The sequence below is a fragment of the Methylophaga sp. UBA3613 genome (genome assembly GCF_002375415.1).
GTDB lineage: Bacteria > Pseudomonadota > Gammaproteobacteria > Nitrosococcales > Methylophagaceae > Methylophaga.
Genome location: NZ_DFLS01000004.1, coordinates 382789 through 402360, shown reverse-complemented (window position 1 = coordinate 402360; position 19572 = coordinate 382789). Strand labels below are relative to the sequence as shown.

The window sequence follows — 19572 nt, the reverse complement described above, 5'->3', positions numbered from 1 at the left end:
TAAGCAGGCAACGAAAAGTAAACATAATCTCCCCTTTAATCATTCAGGCTTAGGTTTATAAAAACCGACTGATTCTAATCCAAAAAAATTAATAAAGATTATCCGTGTTCTCGATAAATGATTAATTTATCTCTTTGCGAAAATCGGATAGTGCCATGTCATCCGTCTCTATATCATCATATTTCGGTTGGGTTGGACTATAGCCCATTTTATTATTGCCAAACTTGGTGTGAACTAAGGACGGAAAACTACAGACCTTGATGATGTTGTTAAGGTGGCTGAGTTGCATAGATTTAAGAGACTTTGAACATGCAAACTCAATCTTTAAAACGTTCTGTACTCAGCACATTTTTTATTTCATCAATCGTTTTAAGTACTGCGGCAAGTGCCGATAGTGTTTTAATTGGAGTCAATACATCACCTTTAACGATTAATGATGATGCCACCACAACCATTGTGACGGGCACACAATTTCAAAATGATAATGAGTTATCCGTTATTGGTCAGCCATTTGTTAAAGATCCTGTTTTAGCAAACGAAGGGACTTTTATAAATAATGGTACCTTTTACGGTAAATTCAGTGATTTAAAAAATGATGGGGTGCTGTTAAATACAGGCAGTCTGACTACTCATGTCAGTGGTTTAAATAATGCAGCAAGCGGTCACATCACTAACACCGGCTATATATACAACAACGGTGGTAGCTTGAAAAATGATGGCTTCATTGATAATCAGGCTGAGTTTAACAATTCAGGCACATTGACTAATTACGGGCAGTTAACCAATCAAGATACCCTCACGAATAGAGGTGTTTTATCAAGTTATAGAGGAGCAACCCTGACCAATACGGGAACCTTAACTAATACCAGTGCGGGTAGATTCAATAACTATATCGATTCCACTTTAATTAATGATGGCACGATGAACAATGAGGGTCGCTTCACTAATGCCGGTAAGTTAATTAATAATGGTTCATTTACGAATAAATACGTATTCTCCAATGCAATTAATGACACCGTGACCAATAATGGCGTCATGACCAATAATAGTACTCTTCAGAATATGAACGAGATTATTAATACGGGCGTGTTTATTAACAATGAAAAAGCAACCATAAGAGGTAATGGCAGTTCAGTGGGTAATTACACCCAAACCGCTGGGCAAACCATAAATAACGGCGTCATCACTCAAACCAGTGTCAATATCAACGGCGGTAGCTTATCTGGTACAGGCATCATTAACAGCAATGTCACGGTGAATGGCACCAGTTCTGACAACTATGCCAGCATAAATGCAGGTAACTCGATTGGTACGATGACCATTAATGGCAATTACACTCAAGGTGAATTCGGTTCAATGGTGGTGGAGTTTAATGAAACCAGTTCAGATATCTTTAATATTTCACATGAGGCTTCTCTGGCCGGTTTACTAACCTTTGAGTTTATTGGTGATAATGTGCAAGTAGGAACATTTCAGTTCTTAACGTTTGCCAGCATTGTCGGTAGTTTTGATAGCATCATTTATCCATCCCTTATGGGCTTTAATTTTGATGTGGTGTTTGGTGATACGTTTGCCAATTTAGAAATCAGTCAATCGGTGAGTGAAGTGCCTGTTCCAGCGTCATTATTCTTATTTGGCCCGGCATTATTAGGCTTTTTGGGTTTACGACGTAAGAAGGCAATGACAGCTTAAAAATATGCAGAGTGTTAATCTCAAAGACAGTGTAAAAATTGATTCTGGCTTGCCGTGAAAGAAATGAAATAACGGGTGGTGGCCATCCTACTCTTTTGATTTCGTTACGTTCCTTAGTTCGTAACGTTTACTCAGATACTCCTGATCTAGAATTCAACGTTCAGATCCGGTCGAAAATTAAAGTAGGATTGCTCCACCAGGGTTTGATAAACACCGGCAATATTCATTGGCAGCCATTCATCATACATCCGCAAATGCGCATATTCCGGTAAGCGAATTTCAGCCTGAAGCGTTTCAAGCGTTTTCCCCGCCAGCATGCCCTCACGCACAGCTGCATAAAGCGCTTCCAGATAACCAAGATAATGCTCCACATCCTCGCGCGTGCCGGTATCAGCATGTCCGCCGATAAATAAATCAAACGGTTCAGCCGCCAGCACTTCCCGGGTGGAATGAATCATGCCATGAATGTCATAGCCTAAAAGATTCTGATAAGGCATTCGGCCAAGCACAATCCAATCCACCACAAACAGCACATTGGCTGGCATAACTCGCATACTGACTGAGCCACGACCATTGTTTGGGCCGTGATATTGCAGGTGGATTTCACTGTCTCCCAGTTGCAAGGTCTTAGCATCCTGAAACGTGATATCTGGTAAAGCGGTTGGCGCTTTTGTCCATTGCAAATCTTCTGCAGCAAATTCATGTGCCACCACCCGAATATCCCTGTTGGCAAGAATATGGCCGCCCATGGTATGGTCAATGTGATTATGGCTGTATACCAGATAGCGAATCGGCACAGTAAACCGCTTAGCCAATTCCTTTTTTAAATAGCTCGCCGCGGCATCATTAATTGGGTCGGTGACGAGAATCCCCGCATCGGTTACCACAAATATCGAATGATAATGACCCGCCGAAAAACGATACACATTGTCTTTCATCTGCTCGATTTTGTACTCGGTGGCCTCATCCGCCCAGGAAGGCAATATCACTCCCGATAACCCCAGAGAGAAAACAATTGGGATGATCAATTTCATAAACATTTTTTGGAAAAACAACATAAAAGAAACCTGGTCTTATTCAGGCCATAGCCACAAATGGCATTTACTTATTGCGAACATTGCGTACTAAAAACGAATTACCTGGGCCACGTTTTAATTCAAATAAATCAATCGCTTTAAACAGGCTGCTGAGGTTTTTAAAGCCATAGTTTCGAGTATCAAATGACGTCTTGTTCGAGATGTTAGAACCAACCGGCCCCAGCGCCGCCCAGCCGTCTTCGTCTTCGGTTGCCTCGATGGCCTGCCGTAGCAAATGAATCAGTTTGGTATCGGATTTGATGTTCTTGGGTTTAACCGCTGTTTTGGTGACTTCTTTTTCTTGATCCAGAAAAAGAAACTTAGAGCAGGCGTTAACAAATGCCGATGGTGTCTTCCGCTCACCGAACCCCAGCACAACCTTCCCTTCCGCTAAAGCTCTAGTCACCATCGGCGTAAAATCACAATCCGATGACACAAAACACATCACATCAATTTGCTTGGTATACATCACATCCATCGCATCAATCACCAATGCGATATCAGACGCATTTTTACCCTTGGTTAAATCATATTGCTGGATGGGTTGAATGGCATATTCATGCAACAGATCTTCCCAAGCCTTGAGCGTAGGCGACTTCCAATTGCCATAGGCTTTACGAATGGTAACCACACCATAGTTTGCGACCTCGCTCAGAACATCTTCAAACTTACTCGCGGGCGCATTATCAGCATCAATAAATAATGCGATTTTCTGTTTTAATTCATCCATGTTTGCACCTCATTCGATATATATTTGTAGATGGTGAGCTATCTTATTGATACTAGTTTTTTATGACGACTTTATCACTGATAGCCGGATGGATTTCAATTGACTCTGACCCTTTTGGTCCCCGCCCCTTTTGGTCCTTTGGCGACAGCCGCTTATTATGTGCTTTTCTCCGATCAAGGATTTGCCTGGATATGCATTCGCATATCCTCAATAGATTGATTTAGCTGGGCGTCTGTGAATTTAGGATTACTGGTGTTTTCAGGATGGTGTATTTGATGGCGCACATACTCGGTTAAGATTATTTGTAGTGGTGTGGTGGTTCCATTACGGTTTAACCGATTATAAGCAACAGTTGGTTTTCCAGCTTTATATGCTTCAAGTGCTCCCTGTGACTCAATATAGCCATAAAGTTCATTGTGATACTCAAACGATGGTTCACCAAAAGCCACATAATTGACTTCGTTCAAACTGGGATAAGGAAGCTCATGCTCTTGCACTTGTCGTATTGAAGCTGAGTCTTGGCCGGTTATTAAGAGAATATTTTCAAACTTTAAACGCTTTACGATTTCGGGGCTGTGCGAGGTGAGGATAATTTGTGTACGTGGCACATCCGATAATGCAACTAAGGCGTCTATCAAGGCACGTTGGTGGTCTGGATGCTGAGATGTCTCAGGCTCTTCAATTGCATAAACAACGCTTGGTAAACCCGCCTCGCGTTGCCGTCTTTCCGCCTCAGCACGAAAAAAACTTATCAATATTAGCCGCTTAACACCACTTCCTCTTTTGTTAATAGGGATTTCGTTATCACCAGAAATGGCAACACTTTTGAAAACATCACCCCACTTCAGTGTTCCTGAATCTGGTATTTGGGGATTCAAGGAGGATGCAATATCTGGATTCATTTCGCTGAGCTTAACAAGCGTTTGTCTGGCTACTTCGTCAAGCCTTGACTTTACAGTGTCCGCAATCTTAGCCAAATCCGCTTGTATTCCTGGATCTCCTAAAATTTCCTTCACAGCCAGGCGCATTGGATCTTGCACCTCACTGTCTCCATCGCTATTCTTCCTGTCAGATTGGAATAGCGTATAAAGAGGCATGTAAGCTTTCAATTGATCCCAAATATTTTTTGAGTCAATTTTTGCCACCTCTATCTCGGTTTCTTCTAACTGCAAATCAGCTTGACCAAGCCATATAGCTTTTCGCAACTCAGAGTTTTTGGTTTTGTCTGCACACACTAAAGATTGATCGTTTAATATCTTTTTTAAATCAGCGTTTTTCTTAAGTAGTAGCTCTTTGCATCCATCCGCATTTGGATGGTTTGCTTTGATATAAACTTTTGCTGCTCCCGCATTTGGATAACGCTTTATCACCTTCAGCGTATTGGATGGTGTTAGCAAATACTCAGCTGATAGTGTGGTTTCGTTTGATGAATCAATAACAATCTTGGATGGTAAGTCTTCAAACTCTACAGAGATTTCGATAGTGTTATCGCCCGTCAACAGATTAGCTTTATTGATATCCTCTTTATCTAGCTTTACGCTTCCCTTACCATCGTTAAAAAATATATCCAGTGCTTCAAGAATAGTTGATTTACCGATGTCGTTTTTTCCGACCAATACTCGCAAATTGGGAAATTCAACATTGATTCGACTTGAATAACCTCGAAATCCTTGTAATCCAAATGACTTTATTTTCATTTTTCCAATCCATTGCAGATGTCTTGGATTGAATATTTCACAGATTTAAATGGCATGCAAATTCAGTAACTTATTTGGAGTTAATTAATCATAATTAGCTGAATATTCAGATGCTCAGAGAGCAGGTAATTCCGGCTCTGGCTTAAGAAACGGTGCTGGATCAACTGGGCCGCCTGAGTAAATCCCAAAGTGAAGATGTGGTGGCGTGGTGATAGCGTTGCCGGTGTTGCCAACGTATCCAAGTATGTCGCCTCTTTTAACCCTGTCGCCGGACTCAACCGCGAATGAATCCAGATGGGCGTAATAATAACGAGCACTGCCGAATCCAATCATGCTGCCTGATAGCCAGACATGTTCACCACCTCTAGCGCCTGTTCCGGTTCGGACATAACCATCAATAACCGCTGTAACTGGTGTTCCCCTTTCTGCAAAGATATCCACGCCGTGATGTTTTCGGGCACCGCCATCGCGCTCCACACCGAAGGCACTACCAATATCCCGTTGGCCTGCTCCCTCTACTGGGAATGGTAATGAACCGCCATTGGCCATTGCCAGTGAATATTCTGCATTGGCAAATAACTCTGGTTGCAGAACGATGCGGTAGGCACCCGCTTTGGATACCACCTGACTGTTGGTTGTGTCATCTGCATCCAGTTCCGTGATGGTTGACCATTGTTGGTCGTTTTTTTCACGACGCTCCAGGCTGGCGTAAAGCCTACTTTCAGCATTATCCAGACGTGAAAATTGCCATATCAGCTTTTCGCCTCGCTCAAGCGATACCTGATAAACATGTGCCTCAACTTCATCACTCGTAAAGGATTCTGTTGTGCGGAATTGACCGCCAGCTTGCACGGGTTGCTCGCCCGCTCGATTTACAGCCTCTATCCAACGTTGCCCCAATGGGCTATCCAACAACCCCGCCATTCGTAAACGCCAGATAAACAGATCTCTTGGAGACCAGCCTAATACATCAAAGGCAATGTAATGGAGTGCATTTTCGCTGCTTTCTGCTGCGTTTTGTCTTACGTCATCACGCACAACCAGAAGAATAACTAATAAAGCTAACAGACCAAAAAGTAACCACGATCGTATGATTCGTTTCTTTGGGTTTATTGGAGATTGATCAACGCTCTCGCCTTCTGTCTGGACAATGTCAGGATCTGACGTTTGCTCGCTATCAGTTGTTTTTATCGGGTCACTCATACCAACATTCAACCTATTGTTGTCGTGAATTACTTGTTAAGACAAACTCTAAGGCGTAATGGCCGTCGGCGATATGATTGAGGTTAAATCGATTATCCTATAAACGGCTCGTAAAAGAGCATGAACCCAATAAGATCGATTTACTTGGTTTTGATGGTTATGCAGCTGTTAGTTCAACCTTGTGAACTCTATCCAGCTTGATACTCTTGCCTGCCTGCCAAAGGTCATAGGCATCTTGCATGGCAAGCCAACTCTGGGGAGTTCGGCCAAGCGATTTTGACAGGCGCAGTGCCATTTCGGGGCTTACTCCGCTCTGCTGCTTTAAAACTCGATTTAAAGTAGAGGGAGAGACGTCCAGTTGCTCTGCTAGATAGCGACAACTTAGCCCATAAGGCTCCATATAGGTTGCCATGATGAACTCACCAGGATGTGGAGGGTTGTGCATAGTCATTAGTGGTAATCCTCATAATCAAGTAGGTACGCATTTCCATCCGAGAACTCAAAAGTCAGTCGCCAATTACCGCTGACGGTTATGGCCCATATCCCTTTTCTATCGCCCTTAAGTTGGTGTAACCCGTACCCAGGTATATCGAGATCATCAATCTCCATTGCAGTATCCAAAGCTGCCACCTGCATTCTGAGCCGCTTGGCATGATTCACCTGAATACCACGCATGCTCCCTGTCTCGTAGTAGCGCTTCAATCCCTTGTGCTTAAAAGACTTGATCATGCGCCATAGTGTAGCGCGTTGCGCAACGGAGTCAAACTGCATTAAGAAGTTAACCTCTGCTTTTTTCTCTCTAGAATTTTGGCATCAAAAAAACTTTTCGCTTATTCTGTGTCTAACCAAACGTTACTTATTGGTATTTAGTTAATGACAAAACCACAGTCTCTTTTTCATTATTTGCTTATCGGCTTGTTTATGCTGTCGATGCTGATGCCTGCTGCGCATGCAGAAAATAATGATATGGCTGTGCATCATGAAATGAGTCAGCAACAGCATGATTGTGATTCCGATGCTGAACCTCAAGTAAAACACGATGCCAATTCGCATTGCGCCAGTGATCATTGTCATTGTGCAACAGCCAATTGTCATGCATCCGGTGTTTTAGGTTTTCAATCTGTTTTTACTGCTTCACTCTATTCACAAAGTCGCTTGGCCATTGCTGCTGAGCAGCTTGTTCGTCAATCTCCTACCAAACTAGAACGCCCTCCCCGCAGCTAATCCTCCCGTTGTAGCGGGTATCGTCCGATACCCAATCGAAACACGTTGAGGATAGATCTCATGAAACAATTTACACGCTGGCTGATCGCTATTTCAGCCGTATTATTACCCTTCTCCGCCATAGCGGATGTGACCGAATATACCTTGGTCATTGATCGTGAACCGGTCAATATTACGGGCAAAACCGTCGAAAGAATCACTATTAACGGTGGTATTCCCGGCCCGATACTGGAATTCACCGAAGGTGATGAAGCGGTTATCCATGTGGTAAATAAACTGGATGAGCCAACATCTGTGCATTGGCATGGCTTATTGCTGCCGCCTGAAATGGACGGTGTACCGGGCCTGGGTGGTTATGAAGCCATCAAAGCCGGTGAAACGTTTACCTATCGTTTTACCCTGCGTCAAAACGGCACATACTGGTATCACGCTCATAGCGGTACACAAGAACAGGATGGGCATTACGGGGCGTTGGTGATTTACCCCAAAGATGAACCGGTGGTTCAAGCTGATCGGGATTATGTGGTGTTATTGTCGGATTTCAGCAATGAAATCGGTCAGCAGATTTTCAACAATCTGAAAAAAAGCCCGCACTACTACAATTATTCACAACGTACTGTCGGCGACTTTTTCAGTGAAGTTCGCGAGCAAGGTTTAGCTTCCGCCTGGCAAGATGTTCGCCCTTGGGGAGAGATGCGGATGTCACCCACCGATCTGGCCGATGTGCGTTACGATGCGTTTCTGGTCAATGGTCAAACCAACGAACAAAACTGGACGGGACTTTTCAAACCCGGTGAACGTGTGCGATTGCGCTTTATCAATGCTTCGGCCATGTCGATGTATGACGTAAGGATTCCGGGTTTGCAAATGACCGTGATTCAAGCTGATGGTCAGTACATCGAGCCGGTCACCGTAGATGAATTCCGTTTTGCCGTGGCCGAAACCTATGATGTGATTGTGACGCCGGAGGCGGATCAGGCTTACACCATTGCAGCGGAATCTATAGACCGTACCGGATTTGCTTTGGGTACGCTCGCCCCACGAACAGGCATGAAAGGAATGGTGCCAGCACACCGGCCCCGTTCATTATTAACCATGGCTGATATGGGCCACGATATGGATCACGGCGATCATCAGATGAGCCAGACTGATTCGATGGATCATAGTGGACACGATATGCACGGCGATGATCATCAGGCGATGCAGGAAGATGAACCCGCTGAAATGCAAAGTGGCTGGGCCGATGCCAGTACGCCAGAAGGTCACAAAGCGTTGCAATATAGTGATTTAAGATCACTGGGCACTCAAGATGATCTGCGTCCTGCCGAAAGGGAAATTGTGGTCAAATTAGGCGGCACCATGGAACGCTTTATCTGGACGTTAAATGGCCATAAATATGGCGATCCGGGCTTTGAACCGATCAAACTTAACTATGGTGAACGGGTCAGGCTGATCTTTAAAAACGAAACCATGATGGCGCATCCAATGCATTTACATGGCATGTTTGTGCAGCTGGAAAACGGTCAACCCGGTGAAAAACTACCCAACAAACACACGGTAAATGTCGCACCTGGCACAGAGTATTCGGTATTACTGACAGCGGATGAACCCGGTGAATGGGCATTTCACTGTCACCTGCTCTATCACATGTCTGCTGGCATGATGTCTTCCGTAGTGGTTGCTGAGTATGACGAAGATGATTTACCAGCTGCTCCACCAGCACTACAAGAGATGGGAGGTCATCATGATCATCACTAAAACCAATCTGTTTTTCATCCTCGTGCTGAGTCTGTTTATCTCCAGCAGCCATGCCGATGATAATTATGATGGGCATGGGCACGAGCATGAATCGCAAATCTTTCATGCCTTATGGTTTGAAGCCCAACATGGCGGTGGCAGTGAAGGTGATAAAACCCATGTTGAATGGGATGGCTGGATCGGCGGGGACTATCACAAGCTCTGGCTGAAAGGTGAACTGGAAGGTCACAAAGGCAAGCTGGAACAAAGCGAAGTCTGGGCGTTGTACAGCCGAAATGTGCACGACTTCTGGGATGCTCAACTGGGTCTGCGTGTGGATACCCAACCAGAATCGACCCGCTATCTAACGTTGGGCTTTAATGGTCTGGCACCTTACCTGTTTGAAACGCAGGCGCATTTCTTCATCAGTGATTACGGTGATGTCAGTGCCCGGCTGAAACAGAAAAACCATCTGCTGTTCACCCAGCGGTTTGGCTTTGAACCCTACTATCAACTGGACTTTACTGCCCAGAATGTTGAACGTCAGGAATTAGGCCGGGGCTTAAGCGAGGGTGAAATCGGCTTCAAACTGTTTTATGAAATCACCCGTAAAGTCGTGCCTTATCTGGATCTGAAATACGAACGCAAATTTGGCCGAACGGCGTCTATCGCCCGAAATGCTGATGAGAGCGAAGAAGACTGGATAGCTTCAGTCGGTATCAAACTGCTGTTCTAAAAGAGCTCTATTTTTCAAAAACCTCGTTCCCATGGTCCGCGTGGGAACGCAGCTTTTTACCTTAAAGATGGGACCAATATTCATAGAATTAATAAAAGTACGGTATATTCATTTAAAAATCTTTAAAAGAATCTATCGAGAAACCTAAAATAATGTTGTCAAAACAACATGCTTTCTATCGTGATGAACACTTAAGTGATGTCTCTGAACAACAGGCAGCACAAGACTGGTTACCATTGGAAATAGCTCAAATTTCTTCTGGTGATTATCAAGGGCGAATTAAAGAATTAGGCAACCAGGATGTCAGAGTTGTTTTTGAGCAGCAAAATTGTACCGTTCATAAACGTGGCATCATGGATGCCAAACTCTGCACCATTTCTTTTGTTCGCTCTTCAGACACTTCCCTGCGGTTTTCTGAATATAACGCGTTTAAAAATGCCTTATTTTTTCTTCCATGCAATGCCGAGCTGGATATTCAGGTCGGTGCCGATGTAGAAACCGTCTATTTTCGGTTTGAAGAATCGGCCCTGCTGGAATCGGCCAGAGCCATTAACCCACAACGTTGGGAAAATACGCCTGACAATCTACTGCTTTTTGATGCTATTGACCGTCGATATTTAGATCGTTTTACCGACCACCTTTATGAAAACTCTGTTTTACATTCAACCGAAGGTCTTACCCGGCGTGAAGAATACGTTGCCTCTTCGATTATGGAGCAGGTGTTATTAACCTTAGATTCGTCTCAGATACACGAAACAACCTCACCAGATGTGATTGCTCGGCGGCGAGCATGTGAATTGGTGAATCAGGCTATAAACTATGTAAATTCGGGGCTTGAGAGCCACACTTGTCACAGCATCGTCGATATCTGTACCGATTTGAAAATCAGTCAACGTAATCTGCAATACTGCTTTAAAAAAGTATTGGATATTAGTCCTAACGCCTATCTCTATCGGCTGAGACTCAATCGGGTACGCGCCCAATTGCTTAGACCCAAAGACAGTGATGTGACGGTTACCGAAGTCGCTTTTCACTGGCATTTCTGGCATCTGGGACGTTTCTCCAGTGATTATGTTCAGCTTTTTGGTGAGCTCCCCTCTGCGACACTTCGCCGTTCATTGACCTAAATCCTGTCCAATTTTCCGGTTTGCGGAAATCGGATAGTCGTAATGTGTTCATCTGCGTAAGTTAATTGGATTTGTTCGCTCAATAGGAATAATCCATGAACCGCTATTTCCGGTTTATACGTAAGACAACTTCATCCATCTTGATGTCATTATCTGAAGTCCTATCCCATCACTACTTACATAAAACCGCTATCACATTGGTCGCAACATTGGTTGGGACGACTGCCGTTTTAGGCACAGCCGAGGCCATTGATTTTAACTGGAACGCAGGCACTGGTGACTGGGAGAACGGCAGCAACTGGTCTAATGGCTTCGGTTCAATGGTTCCAGATGAGGATGCTTTTGCCTTTGTTGATAATGGCGGCACCGCACAGGTACAGACAACCGACTCAGTAGCAGGTTATGTCTATATTGGCAACGTAAATAGTGGAGCACTGGATATTTTTGGCGGCGGCCAATTGGAGAGCTTTTATGGTAATGAAATAGGCCGCAACGCTGGCAGCAGTGGAGCAGTTACTGTAGACGGAATTGGCTCAAGCTGGCAGCTCACTGGCCCAAGTGCCAGTTTAGACGTGGGCGCCTCTGGTGAAGGCAGTCTTACTATTACCAATGGCGGTGAAGTGCTCAATGCTGACTCTTTTTTGAGCACTTCGATAGGTGACAATGCTGGCAGCAGCGGTACGGTTACAGTGGATGGCACTGGATCAAAATTGACGAACATTAACGCCGGCATAAACGTAGGCAACTCGGGCAACGGCACGCTTAATATTCTTAATGGTGGTTCGGTCAGCAACACATTTGGCTCTGTCGGTCGTCTATCTGGCGCTACAGGAACAGTGACTGTGGACGGCGCTGGTTCTAGTTGGAACAACAGTAACGCTTTAGGTTTAGGCGACTGGGGAAACGGAACGCTGAATATCATTAATGATGGGCTGGTAACGGTCGCCAGTGGTGCAGCTACTGTTGAATTAGGACGGTTTGGCGGCAGCGGCACACTGAATATGGGTAATGGTGGTGCGGCAGGCATTCTCAATGCGGCGGCAGTCAATGGTGGCCCAGGCACGGCTACACTTAATTTCAACCATAATGAGAGTAATTATTTTTTTACCAACGACAGTACTTCGGGTGGCGATACCATCAGAATAACTGGAACCACCGATGTCAATTTTGTTGGCAGCGGCACAACGTATATAAGTGGTAATAACACTTACACCGGCAGCACTAATATTAGTAGCGGAAAGTTAGTAGTGTATAACGGCGGAACATTGGGAAACAACAGTGCGGTGACCGTTGGTACTGGTGCCATGCTTGAAGCATTATCTGATCTGACAATTGGCTCGTTAGCAGGTAATGGTACTGTTGATGTGGATACCGGGTCGGGTGGCTTTACACTGACCGTTGGTGGCGATAATACGTCCACTGTTTTTAGCGGCACAATTATTGACTTTAGTTATTTAACTAAAACAGGAACTGGAACGCTTACCATGACTGGCAACAACCCTTATTACGGTGCCACTATCATTAATGATGGACTGCTTATCGTTAATGGCTCCATTGCTAACTCCGGTACAACGGTCAATGCAGGTGGTGCGCTGGGTGGTAGTGGCACACTTGGCAGTATTACAATCAATGGCGGCTCCCTCGCTCCTGGCAACTCGATCGGCACAATGAACGTCTCCGGTAGTGTTGATTTCTCTGGTGGCGGTGTTTATGAGGTGGAAGTGGATGCCGCAGGCAATTCCGACTTGATTAATGCCACCGCCATGGCCACCCTCACTAACGGCACGGTGTTGGTTTTACCTGAGTCGGGCAACTATTCGCTTAGCACTGATTACACCATCCTCAGCGCAGCAGGCGGGTTAGGCGGTACTACATTTGATAGCATCAGCTCCAATCTCGCCTTTCTCACTCCGACACTGACTTACGATGCCAGTAATGTCCTCCTAAACTTGCGTCGTAATTCATTTGACTATGCTTCTGTTGCGAATACGCCTAACCAGACAGCTGTAAGCTCAACGCTCGATACCCTCGCGCTCGATAACATCTCTAGTCTGGATAACCTGTTTAATAATCTTAATATTCTGTCGGATCAAGGGGCCCAACAAGCCTATGACTCACTCAGTGGTGTGCAGCACACTCACAGCAATCTAATCGCTTTGCAATCCCTTAATCAGTTCCAGGGTTTGCTGCTTGGGCGCTTACATAGCAGTTCCTCCACTCTGGCCGATAACGGAAAGATCCAGCTTGTCTACAATGACACCGGCACGATGACGGATGCAGGAATGTCATTAATAGGTGAAAAGCCTGCTAACAATCGTGGCTGGTGGCTGCGTGGTACTGGCAGTTATGCCGATATTGATGGTACATCCAATGCCAGCGGTGCCTATTACAAATCAGCTGGTACAGCCGCCGGACGCGATATCTTTGTGGATGATTTACTCACAGTGGGGCTGGCTTTAGGCTATAACCGGACCGATGCCAGCGTGTCACAAGGTACTCTGGATGTAGACAGTTATCAGGTCGCTTTGTATGGCAAAAGGTTATTTACTGATAATTATTATGTGAGTGGTATCGCTGGTGTTGGCTATCATGATTTTGAGAGCAAACGTGGTATCACTGTTGGTCTATCAAATTCGACTGCCAGAGCGGATTACCATGCATGGACCAGCAACCTCGCCGTTGAAATTGGCCGACTGATTGAAGTTAGTGAGAATACAAACCTCACGCCTCTCGCTGGACTAGAATATGCTCACACTAATCGGACAGATTTCGTTGAAAAAGATGCAGATGAAGGCAATCTTAACGTCCGTCGTGACCGGCAGGATTCATTAAAATCGGTTCTCGGTACACGTATTACGCATCGGTGGAAAACCAAACGTGGCTACCGTATTCAACCTACAGCTGAAATGGCCTGGGTGCACGAATTGATGGATAACGAAGCGCAGATGCGTGCAGGTTTTGCTGCCACCTCGCTGGCTAACTTCCAGGTTGATGGCCCGGAGCTTAACCGTGATCGAGCCAGACTAGCTCTGGGTCTCGATATGCAGATGACTGAGCTGACTTCAATACAATTGGGCTATCAAGGCGAATGGGCCAGTTCTGACCAACGTCATGATCTCTCCGCTACCCTAAAAATGCTTTGGTAATATAACTAAATCTCGTTCACATGCTCTGCGTGGGGACGTTAAGCTAACAAAAGCTTTAACTCATTTTTTAAAACAATGGGCTCTCAATAATTGACCTAAATTGAAGCCTGATTAATAAATTTGCTCTAAATTTGGGCAAAATTATCGAATTCTCTCAAAACCGTTTTAATGACAAAAATTCTCGTTTTCCTCTTAAAGCTATTGGTTTTGCTTGGTTAAGTTTTTCAGAGAACTGGTAAAGCCACTCTCAAACTGACACGGTGCATTTTTTGCTTATACATCAGATTATTAGACTTAACAGGTGTCAGCATTATGTTCAGTCAATCTGCTGTATTTGATGATGTGAATCAACATGCCCATTCTTTGCAGAACTGGCCACAGGAATATGCTCAACTAAGCTCGGGCAAATTTGAAGGTTTCCTTGAAGATATCCAGCTGGATTCCGTGCGGGTTTTTCGTGAACGAATGAAACAAAGCGTAGTGCAGAACACCCATACACCCACTGGGAAAATCAGTTTAATGATTCCGCATAATATGGATGCCAGTGATACTTCTGATCAGGCCCGGCAGATCATGGCCGATGGGGTGACTCTGCTCCCTTACGAAAGTGATTTTGCTTTTGTGGGTCCCGCGGAATTGGATTACAGTGTCATAGCCGTTGATCAGCAACGCCTAAGTCAATTGCTCAGTCCTGAAACCTATTCACGTCTTATCGGGTTTAACAAAAGTCATGGTGTGAAAACGGACTCTGCAACGTTAACCCGGCTTCGTCATCATCTTGCCGCACTGCTGCAGCAGTTAACGTCTATTCCCGAAGACGCGGCATTATCAGAGAGCCAAATCCAGCAACAGCTAAAAGCCATTGAAGATAAGATTATATTAATGGTGTTGGTCATATATGACGCTAAAGAAACCGGCATCAGTCATCCAAAAAGATTGGGCAATCAACATAACTCTATTGTGCAACGCTGCCATGATTATGTGACGTCAAGCGAAGGCAGCTGTGCCAGCGTGGTGGATATTTGTGAGTCATTACATATCCCGCATCGCACATTGAATTACAGTTTTCATAAAGCCACCGGCACCTCGCCGATGCAATATTTGCGGGCTGTTAAACTGAATGCCGCACGGCGTGATTTATTGCAGACTGCTTTTTCGATAACGGATATCGCCGCCAATTACGGCTTCTTTCATATGGGGTATTTTTCGCAGGAATATCGCCGTTTATTTGGCGAAACGCCGAGCATGACGCGTAAGCTTTATGCCTGATGTTCCGGTTTGCCAATAGGCTAATCCAGCTATTATAAATATCAGCCCACCCAAATATTGATCGGCCACCGCAGAAAGCTGCAGCCAGTCCGGTAAGTTGTTCATCATCATATGGTGATGGTGGGGTCCTAAATGAGTATCGCTGTACATATTTGGGAACACCAGCATCAACAATCCCCAAAGCACTAACGGCATGATCACAGTTAACAGCGTTAAGTTTTGCCAATAACTTGTCTGCTGATGTTTTTGTATCATCATCAAACACAAGGCTATGCCGCTCAATGCCATAAGCCATTTCATTACGCTGTATAACAGTGCACTTTGCATAAATAACGGATGCAATTCCGGTAACATCCACACCCAGGTTAATACGGCAAAGCCGCTCATCAATAGCGTCAATGGCCAATGTGAAGCAGCAACCGCATTAGACGGTTTTCGTGCTGAGTGATGTTGCAACGCACTGATCCATAATAACGGTGCAAGATGATGCACCATCACACTCTGAGCGCTGTGCAACCAGATTGAATAGCGTGCCAAGGCATCAAACCACGGTAGCATACCGGTCAAAAACACCACATTCCCGATAATAAATAACAAAGGTCGGTTGATTAGTTGATTGGCAACACTCCATTGATGCAGCGTGATCACAAAGATCACACTGCATAACAGATCCGCCGTGGTGAGCAGCATCGTATTGACTTATTTGGAGCAGCAACTGCCAGAAGCAGATGCGGTATCAACACTATAGCCATCCACTTCTTTCGGCAGATCCATTGCCGGATTGCCGTCAAAGAAGTTATTGGGTTTTAACGAAAAGCCAACATATTCCACCGGCATGATTGGAAAATCTTCCGGTTTGCAGACATGCGTATGACCATAGGTATGCCAGACCACAATATCGGTGTTTTCAATCGGTCGATTTTTCTCCACATAGAATTGCAGACCATCGCCTTTATTCTGATTGGGATACATGCCTGAGCAATACATTTCATTGGGATCATACGGCGTCACCCATAAATGCTTGCTGGCAAAACCGGCGCGTTTGCCAATGTAACTATTGGGGCCCGCCAGCATCACCGGATTATGCTCTGCCACCAATTTATAACTTGGTGGATTACCGACCGAATTTTTCATATTAGGATTAATGATCTTCCAGAAACGTCCTGTCGCGCCATTGGCTTCACGGGTGGCTTCGAGTTCGGTTTTGAATAAGGTGGTTTCGGTTTTGAATACATTGCCCCACGGGTTGGTTTCCGCATCCTGATCGGCCGGTGAAAAGTTGGTTTCCACTACGGAGTTATTTTCGCCATCCAACATCATATGCAGCCTGGCATTAAAGAAATGCTGGTGTGTAGGGCCGTAAATTTCCGGCGTGACAATGCCTCCGAATTTAGGTTTATCGCCTGGCACCATACCGCTGGTCTGGATAATGCCGGTCAGTTTGGTTTCCTGCTGGATGGTACCGTCCTGATACAGATACCAGTAAAAACCATAATCATAGTTACCGACGGTGCAGAAAAAGCTGATGACCAGGCGGCGTGAGCGACGCATTTCATAGGTTTCACTACGAAATTCGTAATGCTTCCATAAGGTGCCGTAGTCTTCTTCATGCATACACACGGCATTTTTCATCAGAAACGGCAGCCCCTGATCATCCACGGCAGGTATATCAAAATAACGAATAGAACCCAGACAATCACAACCGAGTTCCAGTTGGTTGGCCATACGACCCAGCCCGTATTCTCCACCGTCAAAAGCACATTTCCAGTAATGATTGAGCGCGGTATCAGAATACGGCACCGCCATATCATTGATACTCGCCCGATAGATGATAGGACGAACCCGCTCGCCATCTTTATAGCTGATTTGATTCAGCACCAGTCCCTCACGTGGGGTATAGCCCACTCGGAATGACCAGTTCTGCCAATCCACCCTCCAGCCATCCACCGTAAAGCTGACTCCTTCCGGTTGCACGATATGTAACGGTTTCAGGCCTTCACGGGGTTTGCCTAATGACGGTGTATCGTAATTGCGTTTGGTTTTGGGGACCGGTGTATTCATACCGTCATCAATGATCTCAATAACCTTCTCTTCATTGAGATCAATAATCGCCATCAGGCCTTCAATCGGACGGGCATAGCCGTTATCGACAATCTCATCCCGTACAAACGCAACCCCACGCATCAACCGGCGACCACGATATTTTTCATCATCACCGTAATAACCAAATGACCAGGGATCGATTTGAATATTTTCAATATCTTTGTCGGTTAAACCACGACGCTTCACCGCTGCCCTGAAGCCTTCATCGGCTTGCACAATATCCACACAACTGAAGAACTCTTCAACCATTATAGGCGGCTGACCGTTGACTTCCGGGTCCAGTTGTTTCCACTCGGTAATCTGCTCAGCAATCAGATCGATTTTGGCTTCGTGAATCAATCCCGTCGATTTATCCAGCACCACCGCAAAGGCTTTACGAGAAATGGGTTTACCCGCCTCAAAGGCCAGTACTTCATCTTTGGCAGGTTCATCCAGTTGCAAATAGGGAAAACGGCATGACGGACTGAGCTGTTTCTGTTTTCTGAGCAGCAAAGTGGCTTCAGCCAATTCTTCAAGGGTCAATGGATCTAACGGATGGGTAGGTTTAATACCGGGTGTGGTTTCTGGTTTATAAGCGGTGTGGATTGGCGTATTCATGGTGACCTCGATGGAATAACATTTCTTACTCCATACTAGTCACTTCAACAATCCGCAATATCACAAACTGGCAAAAGTCGATTATGTTAATTATGAAAAAACTAACACGCATTATTCAATGACTTTCACCATGCACTATCAAGGAACTCAACTCAGTTCACAACGCTTTGAACCTGATCGACCCGTTTATAAAACAGCCATTTTCAAGTTACCACGCGATTGCGGCCTTCCTTTTTGGCACGATATAGATTGTCATCACTACGTTTCATCCAATCCCGCCAATCTTCTTTTGGCTGCAATGTGGCGACACCAACACTGGTTGTTACGCTTCGATCCGGTAATAACCGCATGGATTCAATCTTCTTGCGCAACTCCTCAGCAACCAGCAAACCCTGTGCTGAATCAGTCTCATAGAGCAGGATCAGAAACTCCTCCCCGCCCAGACGAAATACTTTGTCAGAGCGCCGAATACGCTTTTGCAGTAGTTTTCCAATACCACGCAGAACGTCATCACCGGCATCATGCCCCAAGGTGTCATTAATCTTTTTGAAATTATCCAGATCCAATGAAATCAGCGTCATTGGCACCGCATGACGCTCAAACATTTGCACAGCTTGTTCCAGCGAGTCGTGTAACTGCACACGGTTTGACAGCCCCGTTAACGAGTCAGTCATGGCCAGGTCATGTAATTCATGTTGCTGGAGACTGATCACCCGAACAAAAATCACGGCAAAGGCACTGACACACAGCAAGGTGGCGGTAGCCCTTGATGCCAGTTCGGCATCTAAAAACAGCCATGACATTGGCAATGACATCGCCAGTAAAACAATATTGGCTCCCCAGGCGTAGCGTTCCGGCAGCATGAAATAAAAGGAAATCACCGCCGGGTAGCACCATAACAAACCAATAAGGCCCTGCTGATAAATAGTGAAGCCGAGGAAGATAATGATGATTGGTGCCAAGCCAACCAATATCAAAAAAGGATAATAACGACCATGCCAACAGTTCCAGGCATTGATGGCCATAAGCAAGACCACGGACAATGATCCCGTTCCTAAAATATATCTTCCCTGAAAAAAGTTATAGAGTGAAAAAGGCATCAGAAAAACAAAGACCACCACCGCTACCCCGACAATGGTTTTCACTCGAACTGGTGACTCCCGTTGCACGATCTTTGAATATGCTGTCACTTAACGCAACTCGACATATTTAGGATGTCTTAAGACCAACAAAAG

At 45.2% G+C, this 19572-nt stretch carries 16 protein-coding genes and 1 riboswitch; of the genes, 7 read left to right on the top strand and 9 right to left on the bottom strand.

Annotated elements, in window-relative coordinates:
• Positions 1–207 precede the first annotated feature (207 nt).
• Positions 208–291, top strand: a riboswitch (cyclic di-GMP riboswitch).
• Between the two features lie 18 nt (positions 292–309).
• Positions 310–1692 carry a PEP-CTERM sorting domain-containing protein gene (locus B3S93_RS04110; protein ID WP_292399793.1) on the top strand — a complete coding sequence of 461 codons (1383 nt, stop codon included), beginning with the start codon at positions 310–312 and terminating at the stop codon, positions 1690–1692.
• Between the two features lie 146 nt (positions 1693–1838).
• Here B3S93_RS04110 and B3S93_RS04105 read toward each other — a convergent pair whose 3' ends face one another.
• The 6 genes from B3S93_RS04105 to B3S93_RS04080 form a co-directional block, all read right to left on the bottom strand.
• The gene (locus B3S93_RS04105; RefSeq protein WP_292399796.1) at positions 1839–2726 is read right to left on the bottom strand and encodes an MBL fold metallo-hydrolase; all 888 of its coding nucleotides are present in this window, start codon (positions 2724–2726) and stop codon (positions 1839–1841) included.
• Between the two features lie 67 nt (positions 2727–2793).
• A complete protein-coding gene (locus B3S93_RS04100) occupies positions 2794–3498 on the bottom strand; it encodes an NYN domain-containing protein (RefSeq protein WP_292399799.1) in 705 nt (234 codons plus the stop codon).
• 173 nt (positions 3499–3671) lie between these two features.
• Entirely contained in the window at positions 3672–5195 is a 1524-nt protein-coding gene (locus B3S93_RS04095) for an ATP-binding protein (protein ID WP_292399801.1), read from the bottom strand.
• 114 nt (positions 5196–5309) lie between these two features.
• Entirely contained in the window at positions 5310–6398 is a 1089-nt protein-coding gene (locus B3S93_RS04090; protein WP_292399804.1) for a M23 family metallopeptidase, read from the bottom strand.
• A gap of 157 nt (positions 6399–6555) precedes the next feature.
• Positions 6556–6849: a HigA family addiction module antitoxin gene (locus B3S93_RS04085; protein ID WP_292399807.1), complete on the bottom strand. Its 294-nt coding sequence runs from the start codon at positions 6847–6849 to the stop codon at positions 6556–6558.
• Positions 6849–7127, bottom strand: coding sequence for a type II toxin-antitoxin system RelE/ParE family toxin (locus tag B3S93_RS04080; RefSeq protein ID WP_292400588.1), 279 nt, complete (start codon positions 7125–7127; stop codon positions 6849–6851). The genes B3S93_RS04085 and B3S93_RS04080 overlap by 1 nt, the downstream gene beginning before the upstream one ends.
• Before the next feature lie 144 nt (positions 7128–7271).
• Between B3S93_RS04080 and B3S93_RS04075 the strand changes: the two genes are divergently transcribed.
• The 6 genes from B3S93_RS04075 to B3S93_RS04050 all read left to right on the top strand — a co-directional run bounded on the left by B3S93_RS04075 (position 7272) and on the right by B3S93_RS04050 (position 15637).
• Positions 7272–7622, top strand: a complete 351-nt coding sequence (locus B3S93_RS04075) for a hypothetical protein (RefSeq protein WP_292399810.1) — start codon at positions 7272–7274, stop codon at positions 7620–7622.
• 60 nt (positions 7623–7682) lie between these two features.
• A complete protein-coding gene (locus tag B3S93_RS04070) occupies positions 7683–9380 on the top strand; it encodes a copper resistance system multicopper oxidase (RefSeq protein ID WP_292399812.1) in 1698 nt (565 codons plus the stop codon).
• Entirely contained in the window at positions 9367–10095 is a 729-nt protein-coding gene (locus B3S93_RS04065) for a copper resistance protein B (protein ID WP_292399815.1), read from the top strand. Before B3S93_RS04070 ends, B3S93_RS04065 begins: the two co-directional genes overlap by 14 nt.
• 152 nt (positions 10096–10247) lie before the next feature.
• The gene (locus tag B3S93_RS04060) at positions 10248–11222 is read left to right on the top strand and encodes a helix-turn-helix domain-containing protein (RefSeq protein WP_292399818.1); all 975 of its coding nucleotides are present in this window, start codon (positions 10248–10250) and stop codon (positions 11220–11222) included.
• A gap of 95 nt (positions 11223–11317) precedes the next feature.
• Entirely contained in the window at positions 11318–14368 is a 3051-nt protein-coding gene (locus B3S93_RS04055; protein ID WP_292399821.1) for an autotransporter outer membrane beta-barrel domain-containing protein, read from the top strand.
• A 312-nt stretch (positions 14369–14680) separates the two neighbouring features.
• Positions 14681–15637 (top strand): helix-turn-helix domain-containing protein, encoded by a 957-nt coding sequence (locus B3S93_RS04050; protein ID WP_292399824.1) that lies wholly within the window; start codon positions 14681–14683, stop codon positions 15635–15637.
• On the opposite strand, the gene B3S93_RS04045 is transcribed toward B3S93_RS04050, so the two are convergent.
• From B3S93_RS04045 to B3S93_RS04035, 3 genes are all read right to left on the bottom strand, one after another.
• On the bottom strand, positions 15593–16327 hold the full coding sequence (locus B3S93_RS04045; RefSeq protein ID WP_292399826.1) for a cytochrome c oxidase assembly protein: 735 nt from the start codon (positions 16325–16327) through the stop codon (positions 15593–15595). The two genes, B3S93_RS04050 and B3S93_RS04045, sit on opposite strands and share 45 nt — an antisense overlap.
• A gap of 9 nt (positions 16328–16336) precedes the next feature.
• Positions 16337–18337 carry a primary-amine oxidase gene (locus B3S93_RS04040; protein WP_292399829.1) on the bottom strand — a complete coding sequence of 667 codons (2001 nt, stop codon included), beginning with the start codon at positions 18335–18337 and terminating at the stop codon, positions 16337–16339.
• A gap of 203 nt (positions 18338–18540) precedes the next feature.
• Positions 18541–19527 carry a GGDEF domain-containing protein gene (locus B3S93_RS04035; protein ID WP_292399832.1) on the bottom strand — a complete coding sequence of 329 codons (987 nt, stop codon included), beginning with the start codon at positions 19525–19527 and terminating at the stop codon, positions 18541–18543.
• Between the last annotated feature and the right edge of the window lie 45 nt (positions 19528–19572).

Excerpts from the sequence above, each read along its gene's own strand:
- B3S93_RS04105 (WP_292399796.1), bottom strand. The coding sequence starts at position 2,726 with ATGAAATTGATCATCCCAATTGTTTTCTCTCTGGGGTTATCGGGAGTG.
- B3S93_RS04045 (WP_292399826.1), bottom strand. The coding sequence starts at position 16,327 with ATGCTGCTCACCACGGCGGATCTGTTATGCAGTGTGATCTTTGTGATC.
- B3S93_RS04100 (WP_292399799.1), bottom strand. The coding sequence starts at position 3,498 with ATGGATGAATTAAAACAGAAAATCGCATTATTTATTGATGCTGATAAT.
- B3S93_RS04075 (WP_292399810.1), top strand. The coding sequence starts at position 7,272 with ATGACAAAACCACAGTCTCTTTTTCATTATTTGCTTATCGGCTTGTTT.
- B3S93_RS04050 (WP_292399824.1), top strand. The coding sequence starts at position 14,681 with ATGTTCAGTCAATCTGCTGTATTTGATGATGTGAATCAACATGCCCAT.
- B3S93_RS04090 (WP_292399804.1), bottom strand. The coding sequence starts at position 6,398 with ATGAGTGACCCGATAAAAACAACTGATAGCGAGCAAACGTCAGATCCT.
- B3S93_RS04070 (WP_292399812.1), top strand. The coding sequence starts at position 7,683 with ATGAAACAATTTACACGCTGGCTGATCGCTATTTCAGCCGTATTATTA.
- B3S93_RS04110 (WP_292399793.1), top strand. The coding sequence starts at position 310 with ATGCAAACTCAATCTTTAAAACGTTCTGTACTCAGCACATTTTTTATT.
- B3S93_RS04055 (WP_292399821.1), top strand. The coding sequence starts at position 11,318 with ATGAACCGCTATTTCCGGTTTATACGTAAGACAACTTCATCCATCTTG.
- B3S93_RS04060 (WP_292399818.1), top strand. The coding sequence starts at position 10,248 with ATGTTGTCAAAACAACATGCTTTCTATCGTGATGAACACTTAAGTGAT.
- B3S93_RS04065 (WP_292399815.1), top strand. The coding sequence starts at position 9,367 with ATGATCATCACTAAAACCAATCTGTTTTTCATCCTCGTGCTGAGTCTG.
- B3S93_RS04095 (WP_292399801.1), bottom strand. The coding sequence starts at position 5,195 with ATGAAAATAAAGTCATTTGGATTACAAGGATTTCGAGGTTATTCAAGT.
- B3S93_RS04085 (WP_292399807.1), bottom strand. The coding sequence starts at position 6,849 with ATGACTATGCACAACCCTCCACATCCTGGTGAGTTCATCATGGCAACC.
- B3S93_RS04040 (WP_292399829.1), bottom strand. The coding sequence starts at position 18,337 with ATGAATACGCCAATCCACACCGCTTATAAACCAGAAACCACACCCGGT.
- B3S93_RS04080 (WP_292400588.1), bottom strand. The coding sequence starts at position 7,127 with ATGATCAAGTCTTTTAAGCACAAGGGATTGAAGCGCTACTACGAGACA.